This window comes from Achromobacter pulmonis (assembly GCF_021733725.1).
GTDB classification, from domain to species: Bacteria; Pseudomonadota; Gammaproteobacteria; order Burkholderiales; family Burkholderiaceae_B; genus Achromobacter; species Achromobacter pulmonis.
The window spans coordinates 5012176-5025908 of the sequence record NZ_JAIFOT010000001.1; the positions used below are offsets into that span (position 1 = coordinate 5012176).

The following is a 13733-nucleotide window of genomic DNA, read 5'->3' on the forward strand; positions in this document are numbered from 1 at the left end:
GCGCGCATCGTCGGCCAATACTAGGGTTTCCACTCATAAATCCGCTGAATTTCGCGGATAAGAATTCAGAATTTTTCTTATGGGCGAGGCCCGCGTATAACGATCACGCAGCAACCTCAACCCATACACAGAGAGAGAATTCATGAGGGGAAATACCAAGACGGGCCACCAGCCGGTGCGCGCGTCGACCGCCGCATTCATCGGCACGATGATCGAGTGGTACGACTTCTATATTTACGCCACCGCGGCCGCGTTGGTGTTCGGCAAACTGTTCTTTCCGTCCGCCACCGGCTTCTACGGTACGCTGGCGGCCTTCGGCACCTTTGCCGTGGGCTTTTTCGCGCGCCCGCTGGGTGGCGCGCTGTTCGGTCATATCGGCGATCGCATCGGCCGCAAGAAATCGCTGGTCATCACCCTGCTCATGATGGGCTCGGTGACCGTGCTGATCGGGCTGTTGCCGACCTACGCCTCGATCGGTGTCTGGGCGCCGGTGCTGCTGGTGCTGCTGCGCATCGTGCAAGGCGTGGCGGTGGGCGGCGAATGGGGCGGCGCCGTTCTGATGGCGGGCGAGCATTCGCCCGACAAGAACAAGCGCACCTTCTTCGCCTCCTTCGCGCAGTTGGGCAGCCCGGCCGGCCTGATCCTGTCGATGCTGATGTTCAAGCTGGTGACCGGGCTGGACGACGCCGACTTCCTGAGCTGGGGCTGGCGCGTGCCGTTCCTGTTCTCGGCCGTATTGCTGTTGGTGGGCTTCCTGATCCGCCTGAGCGTGAATGAATCGCCCGACTTTCTGGAGGAAAAGCAGGCCCAGGCGCAACGCGCCAAACCCGCCCGCGCGCCGCTGGCACAGGTGCTGACCGGCGCCCCGCGGCTGCTGGCGCTGGCCGTGGGCGCCAACGTGCTGGGCATTGCCGGGTTCTATTTCACCAGCACCTTCATGATCGCCTACACCACCCAGTACGTGGGCCTGAGCCGCGCCGTCATCCTGGACTGCCTGCTGGTGGTGTCGATCATGCAGTTCTTCATCACGCCGCTGGCGGCCCATCTCGCCGGCCGCGTCGGCAACCTGCGCTTTCTGGCCACCATGGCGCTGGCATCGGTCTTCACGCCCTACGCCATGTTCAACCTGGTGGATGTCGGTTCGCTGGGCGCGATCACGCTGGGCATCGGCGTGGCGGTGCTGTTCATGGGCGCCTATTATGCGGTGATCGCCGGCTTCGTCAGCGACAGCTTTCCGACCGCGATCCGCTATACCGGGATTTCCATGGCCTATCAGCTGTCGGGCGCCATCTTCGGCGGCCTGACGCCGATGCTGGGCACGGTACTGGCCGAGAACTTCAAGGGCCAATGGTGGCCGCTGGCCGTGCTGTTCTCGGTGATTTCGCTGCTTTCCCTGGTATCCGTGCTGGCGCTGGGCGCCCACGGCCGGCGCCAGGTCCAATTCCAACCAGAGGGTCATCGAGCATGAAGGCGTACTTTCACGACGATCAGAAACTGCACCATCCGCAGACCTATTTCTCACGCGGCAAGATGCGCACGCCGCAGGAAGTGCCGTCGCGCCTGGACGCGCTGGCGCAGGCGGCGCGCAACCTGGGCTTCGACGTGCAGGCGCCGCCCGACCACGGCAGCGCCCCGCTCGAAGCGGTGCACTCGCCGGCCTATCTGCGTTTCCTGCGGGAGGCGCATGCCGAATGGAAGAAGCTGCCCGATGACTGGGGCGACGAGGTGGTCTCCAATGTCTTCGTGCGCGAACCCAATGCCCTGCGCGGGGTGCTGGCGCAGGCCGCGCGCTATCTGGCCGACGGCAGTTGCCCGGTGGGCCCGAACACCTGGCAATCGGCCTATTGGTCGGCGCAGTGCGCCATTGCCGGCGCCGACCGCCTTGCCGCTGGCGACCGCCACGCCTATGCCTTGTGCCGGCCGCCCGGCCACCACGCGCGCCGCGACGCAGCCGGCGGCTTCTGTTACCTGAACAACGCCGCCATCGCCGCGCAGCGCCTGCGCGACACGTTCGGCCGGGTCGCCATCCTGGACACCGACATGCACCACGGCCAGGGCATCCAGGACATCTTCTACGAACGCGGCGACGTGCTGTACGTGTCGATCCATGGCGATCCCGAGAACTTCTATCCGGTGGTCGCCGGTTTCGAGGACGAGCGCGGCGCCGGCGAAGGCGAAGGCTGCAACCTGAACCTGCCGATGCCGCACGGCTCGCCCGAGTCGGTGTTCTTCGACCGGCTGGCCGAAGCGCGCGCCGCGATCGAACGGTTCCAGCCGGACGTGCTGGTGCTGTCGCTGGGTTTCGACATCTTCGAGAAAGACCCGCAGGCCATGGTGGCGGTATCGGAAGACGGTTTCGAACGGCTCGGGCGCGAGGTCGCCGGGCTGAAGCTGCCGACCTTGATCGTGCAGGAAGGCGGCTACTATATCGAGGGCTTGGAATCGAACGCCGCGCGCTTCTTCGCGGGGCTGGCCGGCACTTGAATAGGGGGCTGGCGCGGCGGACGGATACCGGCCCTGTCCTTTCGCCGGAATCCGCCCTGTCATGTGCCCTGCCCCTGCCCGCCCCGCCCACCCCCTGTCGCTCGCGCCCGAGCGCATGGACTGGAACCTGCTGCGCACCTTCATGTTCGTGGTGCAGGCGCGCGGCGTGGGCCGGGCGGCCCAGGCCCTGCACTTGAGCCAGCCGGCGGTCAGCCAGGCATTGAAGCGGCTGGAGGACGCGGTCGGCGGCATGCTGCTGCACCGGCGCAACGGTGAATTCCGCCTGACCGGGCTGGGTGAGGAGATCTACGCCGTCGCCCGCGACATGTACGGCGCCATGGCCCGCATCGAAACCGCCGCGCCGCAAGACCGGCACGAGGTCGCCGGCACGCTGCGGCTGCTGGTCATGAGCCGCATCCAGAGCACAGCCTACGACGACTTCCTGGCCGATTTCCACCAACGCCATCCGCGCATCGAATTCCACATCGAGGTGCTGCCCAGCGCCGACATCCTCGATGCCCTGTCCAAGCGCGTGCCGGCGCTCGGCCTGTGCCTGTGCCGCAAGCCGGTCGAGGCGCTGGAGCGCCGCCTGTTCCTGCGCCACCACTACGCGGTGGTCTGTGGCCGCCGCCATCCGCTGTTCTCGCAGCCGCGGGTGAGCCTCGAGGACCTGATGGACCAGGACTTCGTCTGCTTCGCCAGCGACCAGATCGGCGACACCCTGTCGCCGCTGACCATCTTCCGCGATCAGCAGGGGTTCACCGGCCGCATCGTGGGCACATCGCCCCACATCGAGGAAGTGCGGCGCATGGTGGTGGCCGGCATCGGCCTGAGCTTCCTGCCCGAACACTTGATCGTGCCGGACGTGGTCAACGGCGAGTTGCGCCGCCTGCCGCCCAACGAGAGCGTGGCCGAGATCGACGTGTTCCTGGCCTGGCACCGGCAGCGCAAGCTGAGCGCGCCCGAGGTGGCCTATCTGGAGGCATTCGAACGCTTCCTGGCGCGCACGCCGCTGGCGGCCCGGGCCCGTTGAACCGGCGCTTATCCAGCGCGCCAGCGCTTGCCGTGGAGGCCCTGGCATTGCCGGGTCCGATTGCCTGGTCCGTCGGCGCGGGCCGTGCGCGCGGCGCCGCCCGTAGGCGGCGCTGGCGGTTCTGGCGATAATGGCCGCTTCGCCCCTTTCACCCTTATTGATCAAGAGGACGCCATGTCTCGTTGGACCTTCTACACCGCGCCGGGCACCTGCGCCCTGGCCACCCACATCGCCTTGCAGGAAGCCGGCGCCGACTTCGAGGTCGTCAAGCTGGATTTTGGCGCGGGACAGCAGCAGAGCCCGGAATTCCTGCGGGTCAATCCCAAGGGCCGGGTGCCGGCCCTGGCCACCGAGCACGGCGTGCTGACCGAGACGCCGGCGCTGCTGGCCTTCGTCGCGCAGCGCTTCCCGGCGGCAGGGCTGGCCCCGTTGGACGATGCGTTTGCGTTCGCGCGCCTGCAGGAACTGAACAGCTACCTGGCATCCACCGCCCACGTGGCGCATGCGCACAAGCGGCGTGGCGCGCGCTGGGCCGACGATCCGGCGGCGCACGAGTCCATGCGCGCCAAGGTGCCGGAAACGATGTCGGCGGTGGCTGCCTACCTGGAATCGCAGATCGCCGGTCCCTGGGCGCTGGGCGAGCGCTTCAGCGTGGCTGACGCCTATCTCTACACCATCGGCAGCTGGCTGGAGGGCGACGGCGTGGATATGGCGCGCTTCCCGGCGCTGACCGCCTACCTGGCGCGGGTCGCGGCGCGGCCGGCGGTGCAGCGCGCCCTGGCGCAAGCCAAGGCCGAATAAGGCGCATCCGGACAAGGCGCGCGGCGCGCCGAGCGGCGCCGCGTCCGCCGACAGGCTGCGCGGCGTGGTCGTGCCGTCGCCCGCATCCGTATCGCGATCGGCTAAATTTCTGTTATTTCTGCATTGACAGAAATAACAGAAATACCTACAGTGACCCCATGAAACTGACTCCGATCGCCGAACGCTTCATCCTCCATTGGGGCGAAATGGGCTCGCGCTGGGGCGTGAACCGCACCGTGGCGCAGATCCACGCCCTGCTCTACCTGCTGGGCCGGCCCGCGCCCGCCGAGGAAATCGCCGAAACACTGGGCGTCGCGCGCTCGAACGTCAGCAACAGTCTCAAGGAGCTGCAGGCGTGGCGCCTGGCCAGGGTGGTGCACGTCATGGACGACCGCCGCGACCATTTCGAGACGTCCACCGACATCTGGGAATTGTTCAAGCTGATCGTCGAAGGCCGGCGCCAGCGCGAGATCGATCCCACCCTGTCGATGCTGCGCGACACTCTGGCCAGTCCCGAGCTGGCCGAGGAACCCCCGCTTACCGCGCAGCGCGTGCGCGAGACGCTGGCGTTTCTGGAAATCCTCACCACCTGGTCGGACGAAATGCTGCGCATGAAGCCCGAGACGCTGATGAGGACGCTCGGCATGGGGGCCAAGATCAGCAAGACGATGCGCCGCACCAAGGCATGATGGCGAGGCGGGACCGCGCGTCCCGCCTTTTTTTATCCTGTTATTTCTGTCTGTACAGAAATAACAGAAAGCAAAGAAAAATGAATCGACACGACCGGAGGCGGATCACATGAATATCCTGGTATGCGGTGCCAACGGCTTCATCGGCCGCGCGTTGTGCCAGGCGCTGGCGCGCGACGGGCACCGCGTGCTCAAAGGCGTGCAGCAGGCGCGGCACGCCGACGAGATCGCCGTGGATTACCGCTTCGACACGACGCCGGCCGCCTGGGCCGACCGCCTGCGCGGCATCCACGTCGTGGTCAACGCGGTCGGCATCTTGCGCGAGGGCGACGGCGGCGATTTCGACCGGATCCACCACCGTGCCCCGGCCGCGTTGTTCGACGCTGCCGCGCAGGCCGGCGTCAGGCGGGTGCTGCAGCTGTCGGCGCTGGGCGCGCAGAGCGGCGCCACCGCCTATTTCCGCAGCAAGCGCGCCGCCGATGACCATCTGCGGGCGCTGCCGGTCGCGCATCACATCCTGCGGCCGGCGCTGGTGTATGGCGCCCAGGGCGCGTCGGCGCGTTTTTTTCGCGCCCTGGCATCGCTGCCGCTGCACGCCCTGCCCGCCGGCGGCCGCCAGCCGCTACGCCCGATCCATGTGGACGAACTGGCCGAGATCGTGGCGCGGCTGGTCAACCGCGTGGCCGATGCGCCGCCGGTGCTGGACCTGGTGGGCGGCACCGAGGTCTCGTTCAGGCAGATGCTGGCGGTCTACCGTAAGGCCATGGGTTTTGCGCCGGCATGGACGCTGGCCGTGCCCGGCGCGCTGGTCGGCGCGGGCGCGGCGCTGTGCGACCGCCTGCCCGGCTCGATCCTGACGCGAGACACTTGGCGCATGCTGCGCGCCGGCAACAGCGGTGATGCGGCGGCTACCGCCCGGGCGCTGGGCCGCGCGCCCGCCGGCATCGATACTTTCATTCGGCCGCCCGAGGCGCCCGCGCTGCGCCAGCAGGCGCTGGCGGCCTGGCGCCCCGCCCTGCTGCGCGGCACGCTGGCGCTGATCTGGCTCTGGACCGCGCTCTGCAGCGCATTCATCTACCCGGTGGCCGACAGCCTGGCGCTGCTGGCGCGCGTCGGCCTGCATGGGCCGGTCGCCCTGGCGGCCCTGTACCTGGCCGCCGCGCTGGATGCCGGGTTCGGCCTGGCCACGTTGTGGCGCCCCGGCCGGCGGCTATGGGCAGCGCAGCTCGCGCTGGTGCTGGGCTATTCCGCGGTGATCGCGGTGGCCCTGCCGGAATTCCTCTGGCATCCCTTCGGCCCGCTGCTCAAGAACGCCGCCGTCATCGCACTCCTATTCATTCTGTTCAGCGAGGAAACCCGGTCATGAACGCCTATCTCACCATCAAGACCCTGCACATCCTGTCATCGGTGCTGCTGGTCGGCACCGGCTTCGGCACGGCCTTCTACCTGTTCTTCGCCAACCGCACCGGCTCGGTGCCGGCGATCGCGGCCGTCTCGCGCCTGGTGGTGCGGGCCGACCTGTGGTTCACCACGCCGGCCGTGGTAGTGCAGCCCCTGACCGGATTGTGGCTGGCGCACACCGCCGGCTGGGGCTGGGCCACGCCGTGGATCGTCGTGTCGATCGGGCTGTACCTGCTGGCCGGCGCCTGCTGGCTGCCGGTGGTGTGGCTGCAGTACGAAATGGCGAAGATGGCCGCCAGCGCCCACGCGGCCGGCGCCACGGCACTGCCGGCACGTTACTGGCGCTTTGCGCGCCGCTGGGAATGGCTGGGCTACCCGGCGTTCCTGGCGATGGTGGCGGTGTATTTCCTGATGGTGGTCAAGCCGGCGTTGTAGTTCCCGGCGCCGACCTGCGCCGCCGCCGGCCAGGGGCCGCGCCGGCTGGCGACGGCCCCCGCGGCGGCTCAGTCGATGGCCGCGCCGGCGGTCTTCACGACCTTGCCCAGGCGCGTGTACTCCTCGGCGCCGAACTCGGCCAGCGCCTTGCGTGAAGTCGGCGACGGAATCGCGCCGCGCGATTCCAGCGCCTGCTTGACTTCCGGCCGCTGCAGCGCGCGGTTCACGGCGGCGTTGAGCTTGTCGAGGATGGCGGCGGGCGTGCCCTTGGGCGCGTACAGCCCATCCCAGGCGAAAAATCCATACCCCTTGACGCCGGCCTCGTTGATGGTGGGAATATCCGGATTCGATGCCACCCGTTGCGGCGTCGTCACGCCCAGCGCCCGCAACTTGCCCGCGGCGATCTGGCCCGACACGTTCGGCATCACGTCGATCAGCAACGAGATGCGCCCGCCCAGCAGGTCGGTCATGGCCGCGCTGCCGCCCTTGTACGGAATGTGCATGATCCTGACGCCGGCCATCTGGTTGAGCAGCTCGCAGGCCAGGTGCGACGAGGTGCCGTTGCCGGCCGAACCACAGGTCAGCTCGCCCGGGTGCGCCTTGGCGTATGTCAGCAATTGCGCCAGCGACTTGAAGCGCTCGTCGGCGGCGTTGACCACCAGCGCGGCGGCAATGACGGTAAAGCGCGAGACCGGCTCGAAATCTTGCGGCGTGTAGCCCGGCGACTTGTAGAGCCAATGGTTGGTGGCCTGGGTGCCATTGGTGCCGTACGACAGCGTGTAGCCATCGGGATTGGCGCGCGCGACGATGGCGGTGCCGATGTTGCCGCCGGCGCCGGGCCGGTTCTCGATGATGATGGACTGGCCGAGTTCGCGCGACAGCGGGTCGGCCACCAGGCGCGCCAGCGTATCGCCGCCGCCGCCGGCGGCGAACGGCACCACCAGCGTGATCGGATGCGCGGGCCAGTCGGGGCCCTGCGCCAGCGCGGCGCCGGACGCCAGCGCCAGGCATGCGGCCGCGAGGCGGAGCGGGGTCTTGAAGGGGGTCATGGTTTGTCTCCTTGGGGGGCGGGACGCGTCCGCGGGTTATGGTGTATCGGACGCGTGGGATGGCAAAAGCGTAGCGCCGGAAAAGTCTTGCGGGGTGTCACACGAAACGGCAACTGACCGCGCCAAGCCGGCCATAATCGACGTGGAAGGTGTCGCCGCGTTCGGCGTACACCGGCCGCGTGAACGAACCGCTCAGGATGATCTGGCCGGGCTCCAGCGCAACGTCATAGCCGGCCAGCTTGTTGGCCAGCCACACCACGCCGTTGGCGGGATGGTTGAGCACGCCCGCGGCCAGGCCGGTTTCCTCGATCACGGCGTTGCGCGACATCAGGGCGCCGACCCAGCGCAGGTCCACCTCATCGACCCGCACCGGCCGGCCGCCCATCACCACGCCGGCGTTGGCGGCGTTGTCGGCGATGGTGTCGAAGACCTTGCGCGGCCGCTTGGTGTCGGGGTCGACCTGGTGCGAGCGCGCGTCGATGATCTCCAGCGCCGGGATCACATAGCGCACCGCGTCCAGCACATCGAACAGCGTCACGCCGGGGCCCTGGAGCCGGCGCTCCAGGATGAAGGCCAGTTCGACCTCGACCCGTGGCACGATGAAGCGGTCGCGGGGGATCTCGGCACCGTCGTCGAACAGCATGTCATCGAGCAAGGCGCCGTAATCGGGTTCGTCGATCTGCGAGGACAACTGCATGGCGCGCGAGGTCAGGCCGATCTTGTGGCCGACCAGTTGGCGGCCGGCCGCGATCTTGCCCGCCACCCATTCGCGCTGGATGGCGTAGGCGTCGGCGATGGTGATGTCGGGGTATTCCAGCGACAGTTGGCGGACCTGGGTTCGGCCGCGTTCGGCCTGGTCCAGGCGCTGGGCCAGCATCTTGAGGGTCGCGGCATCCATGGAGTTTCCTTGGGGTGTCATGGGAGTTTCCGGCAGGGTTTCGGGGAAATCATTCGGGTGGCAAATGGCGCCGGCTGCGTTTTTCCGCCAGCCGCCAATCCTGGCCGCTGGCGACCAGCCGGTCCTGGCAGTCGCGGATGGCGACCAGGCGCGGCGTCCCATCCTGCGCTTGCGGGTCGCTGTCGTAGGCGGTCAGGAAGTAACCCACCGTGGCTTGCGATCCCCTGTGTTCGAGCAGGCGCAGGTTGGTGATGACGTGGCAGGTGGTGCGCTGCGGCGGCCGCGCCTCCAGCGCCGCCAACACTTCGGCCGGCCCCGTCAGCAACCGGCCCTGGCGCAGCCAGGTGCCGTCCGGCGCCATCAGCGCGGCGGCGGCCGGGTGGCGCCGGGTATCCAGCGCATGGAAGAAGGCCAGGACCACCGCCTCGCAGGCGGCCTTGACGTGTTCGGTCTGCATACGGTTCTCCATGTGGGATCAGCCGATCCGGGCGCTGGACAGCGGCGCGTCGGCGCGCGCCAGTTGCACGGGGTCCACCCGGGTGCCCTGGGCGATCCATTGGCGCAGCTGGCGCAGTTCGCGTGCCGCGTTCACCGCCACCGCGCCGATGACCCGGCCGTCTTCATCCAGCGCCACCGACAGCAGCGCCCGCGCATCGGCCTGGGGCCGCAGCACTTCGCGCCCGGCCCGCGCCGGAAAGCCAGCGATCTGCACCATGGCCTCGTATTGTTCCGACCAGACCGCGCCGCTGGGCAGGTAGGGTTGGCCGGCGTCCAGCGCCGACAAGGCCGCCGCTGCGCCCTGATCCTGCGCGTTCTGCCAGGATTCCAGGCGGATCGGGCCGCCGCCGCCGGCGGGCCTGGCCACCGCCACATCGCCGGCTGCCAGCACATCGGGCGCCGACGTGCGGCAGTATTCGTCGACCAGCACGCCGCGTTCGCAGGCGATGCCGGCCTGCCGCGCCAGGGCGTCGTTGGCCTGCATGCCGACGCCGAGCACCACTGCGTCCGCTTCCAGGCGGCTGCCGTCCGCCAGCTCGGCCACGCAACCGCCCTCGGGCCGCGCATGCACCGCGGCCAGGCTGGTATTCAAGCGCAGCGACACGCCCTGCGCGGCGTGCAGCGCCGCCAGATGGGCCGAGACGCCGGACGGCACGCTGCGGGCGCACAGGCGCGGCGCCTGCTCCAGCACCGTGGCGGCACAGCCCGCCTGGCGCGCGGTGGCGGCCACTTCCAGGCCGATCCAGCCGCCGCCGGCGATGACGATGCGGCGGCCGGGGCCCAGCCGGGCCCGCAGGCGCAATGCATCGTCGCGGGTGCGCAGCACATGGACAGCGGGGCCGTCGACGCCGGGCAAGGCCGGCACGATGGGACGGCCGCCGGTGCACAGGATCAGCTTGTCGTAATCGATCACGGCGCCTTCGCAGGTCTCGACCTGGTGGCGCTCGGGCCACAGCCGCGTCGCCGCGACGCCAGGCCGGAACGTGATCTCCAGCTCGGCCAGCCGTTCACGGGAAAACAGCTCGGTGCTTTCCGGCCCGGCCTGGCCGCCCAGCACCGCCTTGCTCAGGGGCGGCCGCTCGTACGGCGCATGCGGCTCGTCGCCCAGCAGCACGAGGCGGCCGCGATAGCCGCGCCCGCGCAGCGTGGCCGCGGCCCAGCCGCCCGCCTGCCCCGCCCCGACGATGACGATGGCGCCCGCGCTCACGCGGCCTCCGGGCTCAGGTAGATGGTGCCGGCCTCGACCCGCACCGCGTAGCGCCGCAGGTCGGTGGTGACGGGCGGACATTGCGGCTTGCCGCTGCGGATGTCGAACACGCCCTGGTGCAACGGGCATTCGATGGTGCCGTCTTCCAGATAACCGTCGGCCAGGCTGGCGTTGCCGTGCGGGCAGCGGTCCTGGGTGGCGCAGATCTCGCCCTGCAGGTCGTACAGGCACACGGCCTCGCCGTCGAGCGCCACGCGCAGGGTGCCGGTGTCGGGGGAAATGTCGCCCACCTGGGCGACCGGAGTCCAGGTTGCCATGGTCACAGCCCCATTGCGTTGCGGTAGTAGTCGTAGAACGAGCGGATCAGCACTTCGGTCACCATGTAGTCGGCCGGCTCGGTGTCGCGCCCGCCCATCTCGACGATGCCGCGTGCCTCGGGGTAGCCGGTGACGCCGATCTGCACCTGGTTCAGCATCTCGCTGTCGTCCATCGAAACGAACCCGGCCGGGCCGAGCAGGTTGGCGTGCTTGAGCCGCAGGCGCGTCATTTCCTCGTCATCGTCTTCGTAGCCGTAATAGGTGAACACCAGCTCGTGCTCGGTCGGGCTGCGCGGAATCACGTGGCGGGTCTTGAGCGAATTGGCCTGGATGCCGAACTGCGCGGCGGGAAAGACCCACGCGCCGCCGACCCGGCCGCGGTTGAATTCGGCGCGCGGGGTCACGGTTTCCAGATCGAGCAGCTCCAGGTCGTCGCGGAAGCGGCTCATTTCGCTGGTGGCCTCGGTCTTCTTCTTGCCCTCGTTGTGCGACACCATCACGCTGTGCGCGCCGCCGCCGGTGGGAATGCACTCGGACTTGGAATCCGCGCGCCACAGGCCGAAGGTGATGTAGAAGGTGTGCAGCAAGGTGGCGTGGTACGGGTCCTTCAGGTTCTCCAGGTACATCTTCCAGTTGCTGGGAATCAGCTGGCGGCTGTAGCCCAGCAGCTTGAGCTTCTTGCCCGGCAGCATGTGGTCGATCTCGGCCAGCACCTCGGAGCCGCAGTATTGCTCGAAACTGGGCGCATCCTCGGCGAACGTCGCCCAGATCGAACCACCGCGGTTGACGCTGCGCAGCTTGCGGATGCCGTTCTGCTTCGGATCGAAATCGCGCGGCATGCCGCCCTTGCCCATGGCGCCACGGCGGAACGGCACGCCCTGCAAGTTGCCGTCCAGGTCATAGTTCCACTGGTGATACGGGCAGGTGAAGTCGGCCACCTTGCCGGTGTTCTGCCAGCAGATCTGCGCGCCGCGATGGGCGCAACGGTTCTCCAGCACATTGATCTCGCCGCTTTCGGTGCGCACCATGATGACCGGGCGGTTGCCGATCCAGTTGCGCTTGTAGCAGCCGGTCTCGGGCACTTCGCACTCCAGGCCGACGTAGTTCCAGGTGCGGCCGCCGAAAAACACGTCCATTTCCTTCTGGAAGATGGCCGGATCGGTGTAGACCCAGTTGGGAATGCGCGTGTAGCCCTCCTTGGGCCAGCGGCGCTCGATATGGATGGGGGCCGCGGCGGGAGTGTCCAGCACGGCGGAATCGGGACAGGTCATGGCGGGTTTCCTGGCAGCGGGATCAAAGGGGAACGATGAGCGAGGTGCGCACGCGGTAGTTGTCGTAGACGCAATCGCGGCGGGTCAACCGCGGGCCTTGCGGCGTCAGGCGCAATTCGTCCAGGTAGCGGCCCACCATGTTCAGCGTGGGTTCGCGGTCGGACAGCGACTCCATCACGGCGAAGTTGGCCTGGGCCACGACGCGGTCGTCCTGCGCCTCGATCACGCGCACGCCGCTGATGAAATGGCGCAACGAACGCGGCTCGAACATGGTGGTTTCGCGCAGCGCGGTGACACGGTCGCGCAGCATGTTCTTGTTCATGCAGTAGATCAGGCCGAGCGGCAGGCCGGCGTCGTGGTTCTCGCGCGACAGCACGCGGTAATGGCAGTCCTCGGTGAAGAAGTCGGGCCATTCCTCCAGCCGGCCTTCGTCCAGGCAGTAGGCGTAGTCGTCGTAGAAGTCGCGCAGGCGGGCGCGCAGCGAGGTGTCGTCGGGCAATGGGATCTGGGTCATGGAAATTTCCGGGATGCGATGGGCGCGCTCAGGACGCGGCGGCCAGTTGCGCCAGGTTGCTTTCGAAGCCGCTCTGGCTGCCAAGCGCCAGGATCGGTTCCTGCATGCGCTCCTGCCAGATCAGCGATTCCATGGCGATCTGCAAGGGATGGTCTTGCACCGTCAGGGCCGAGGTGGTTTCGGTGCCCGAGTGATGCGAATGCATGGCCCAGCCGGGCGCCGACAGGATCAGGTCGCCGGCCTTCCAGTCCAGCCGCACGCCGTTGACCTTGCTGTAACCGTTGCCGCGCAGGTAATAGTTAATGGCCGACGAGCTGTGGCGGTGCGGCACGTGGTGGTTATCCGGCGGCGACGACGAGATCGTGGCGAAGAAGCTGTGGGTGGTGCCAATGCGGCGTTCGGTGGCCGGGTTGTACAGCACGAACAGGCGGCGGCCGTTGTAGCCGCGCGCCATGTCCTCGACGCTGGGCAGGTGGCGCGAGACGGCCGCCCAGGGCCAGTGCAGCGCCTTCGATTCCAGCACGTCGATGTCGATCAGCCACTCGTAGCCCATCAGCCAGGCGCCTTCCGGGGTGATCTGCTCGCGCAGCGCCAGGTCGCGGGCACGCGCCGCCTGGGGCGAGCGGGCGGGCGCCGGCCGGGTGTTGGCGTCGGCCGGCGGCACGTCGCCCTCGAACTCCTCGACGTAGTGGATCTCCAGCTTTTCCAGCAGTGGCGCGTTGGAATACGACAGGCGCACCCAGGGCGTCTTGCCGTCATTGCGGTACGAATGCACCTGCATCGCCGGCGTGTTCCACACGTCCCAGCGGCCCACCGCGATGTCGCGGCCGGCCACCGTGGCCACGCCCTCGCCGCTGATACAGATCTCCAGCATGTTGGAGTTCTTGCGCAGGTTGAAGGTGCGTTCGCCAGGGTTGACGACGTTGATGGTGACGTCCGTGCCGGGGGCCAGGCCCAGGCCGGGCGCGGTGGCCTGCGGATGCGCGATGAGCGCGGCGCGGCGGCCGTTGGCCGGGCGCGGCGCGTCGATCAGGCGGGCGATCTCCAGGTCGATCTCCTCCTTGGGAATCACGATCGATGGCCATTTGTTCTGTTCGCGGGGCGCGGCCCCGCTGACGTCGATGAACATGTCAGTC

General features: G+C 68.4%; 15 protein-coding genes. 7 read left to right on the plus strand and 8 right to left on the minus strand.

Annotated features, from left to right (window positions below):
- Nucleotides 1–142 precede the first annotated feature (142 nt).
- The 7 genes from K2W61_RS23100 (at nt 143) to K2W61_RS23130 (ending at nt 6843) form a co-directional block, all read left to right on the plus strand.
- Nucleotides 143–1468: an MFS transporter gene (locus tag K2W61_RS23100; RefSeq protein WP_175139939.1), complete on the plus strand. Its 1326-nt coding sequence runs from the start codon at nt 143–145 to the stop codon at nt 1466–1468.
- Nucleotides 1465–2484 carry a histone deacetylase family protein gene (locus K2W61_RS23105; RefSeq protein ID WP_175139940.1) on the plus strand — a complete coding sequence of 340 codons (1020 nt, stop codon included), beginning with the start codon at nt 1465–1467 and terminating at the stop codon, nt 2482–2484. The genes K2W61_RS23100 and K2W61_RS23105 overlap by 4 nt, the downstream gene beginning before the upstream one ends.
- 61 nt (nt 2485–2545) lie before the next feature.
- Complete coding sequence (locus K2W61_RS23110) at nt 2546–3517, plus strand: LysR family transcriptional regulator (protein ID WP_236756654.1); 972 nt, start codon at nt 2546–2548, stop codon at nt 3515–3517.
- 174 nt (nt 3518–3691) lie between these two features.
- The gene (locus tag K2W61_RS23115; RefSeq protein WP_175139942.1) at nt 3692–4318 is read left to right on the plus strand and encodes a glutathione S-transferase family protein; all 627 of its coding nucleotides are present in this window, start codon (nt 3692–3694) and stop codon (nt 4316–4318) included.
- A 158-nt stretch (nt 4319–4476) separates the two neighbouring features.
- Nucleotides 4477–5007 (plus strand): GbsR/MarR family transcriptional regulator, encoded by a 531-nt coding sequence (locus K2W61_RS23120; protein ID WP_236756655.1) that lies wholly within the window; start codon nt 4477–4479, stop codon nt 5005–5007.
- A 109-nt stretch (nt 5008–5116) separates the two neighbouring features.
- Nucleotides 5117–6373 carry an SDR family oxidoreductase gene (locus K2W61_RS23125; RefSeq protein WP_236756656.1) on the plus strand — a complete coding sequence of 419 codons (1257 nt, stop codon included), beginning with the start codon at nt 5117–5119 and terminating at the stop codon, nt 6371–6373.
- A complete protein-coding gene (locus tag K2W61_RS23130; protein ID WP_175139945.1) occupies nt 6370–6843 on the plus strand; it encodes a DUF2269 family protein in 474 nt (157 codons plus the stop codon). Before K2W61_RS23125 ends, K2W61_RS23130 begins: the two co-directional genes overlap by 4 nt.
- Nucleotides 6844–6911: 68 nt before the next feature.
- Here K2W61_RS23130 and K2W61_RS23135 read toward each other — a convergent pair whose 3' ends face one another.
- From K2W61_RS23135 to K2W61_RS23170, 8 genes are all read right to left on the minus strand, one after another.
- Nucleotides 6912–7892, minus strand: a complete 981-nt coding sequence (locus K2W61_RS23135) for a Bug family tripartite tricarboxylate transporter substrate binding protein (RefSeq protein WP_175139946.1) — start codon at nt 7890–7892, stop codon at nt 6912–6914.
- Between the two features lie 97 nt (nt 7893–7989).
- Nucleotides 7990–8790 carry a 2-oxo-hept-4-ene-1,7-dioate hydratase gene (hpaH, locus tag K2W61_RS23140; protein ID WP_236756657.1) on the minus strand — a complete coding sequence of 267 codons (801 nt, stop codon included), beginning with the start codon at nt 8788–8790 and terminating at the stop codon, nt 7990–7992.
- Between the two features lie 49 nt (nt 8791–8839).
- Nucleotides 8840–9247: a nuclear transport factor 2 family protein gene (locus tag K2W61_RS23145; protein WP_236756658.1), complete on the minus strand. Its 408-nt coding sequence runs from the start codon at nt 9245–9247 to the stop codon at nt 8840–8842.
- Between the two features lie 18 nt (nt 9248–9265).
- Nucleotides 9266–10495, minus strand: a complete 1230-nt coding sequence (locus K2W61_RS23150; protein ID WP_175139948.1) for an NAD(P)/FAD-dependent oxidoreductase — start codon at nt 10493–10495, stop codon at nt 9266–9268.
- Entirely contained in the window at nt 10492–10812 is a 321-nt protein-coding gene (locus K2W61_RS23155) for a non-heme iron oxygenase ferredoxin subunit (protein WP_175139949.1), read from the minus strand. Before K2W61_RS23155 ends, K2W61_RS23150 begins: the two co-directional genes overlap by 4 nt.
- 2 nt (nt 10813–10814) lie before the next feature.
- Nucleotides 10815–12083: an aromatic ring-hydroxylating dioxygenase subunit alpha gene (locus K2W61_RS23160; RefSeq protein ID WP_236756659.1), complete on the minus strand. Its 1269-nt coding sequence runs from the start codon at nt 12081–12083 to the stop codon at nt 10815–10817.
- A gap of 22 nt (nt 12084–12105) precedes the next feature.
- Entirely contained in the window at nt 12106–12597 is a 492-nt protein-coding gene (locus K2W61_RS23165; protein ID WP_175139951.1) for an aromatic-ring-hydroxylating dioxygenase subunit beta, read from the minus strand.
- Nucleotides 12598–12625: 28 nt separating this feature from the next.
- Entirely contained in the window at nt 12626–13726 is a 1101-nt protein-coding gene (locus K2W61_RS23170) for a cupin domain-containing protein (RefSeq protein WP_175139952.1), read from the minus strand.
- Nucleotides 13727–13733 lie beyond the last annotated feature (7 nt).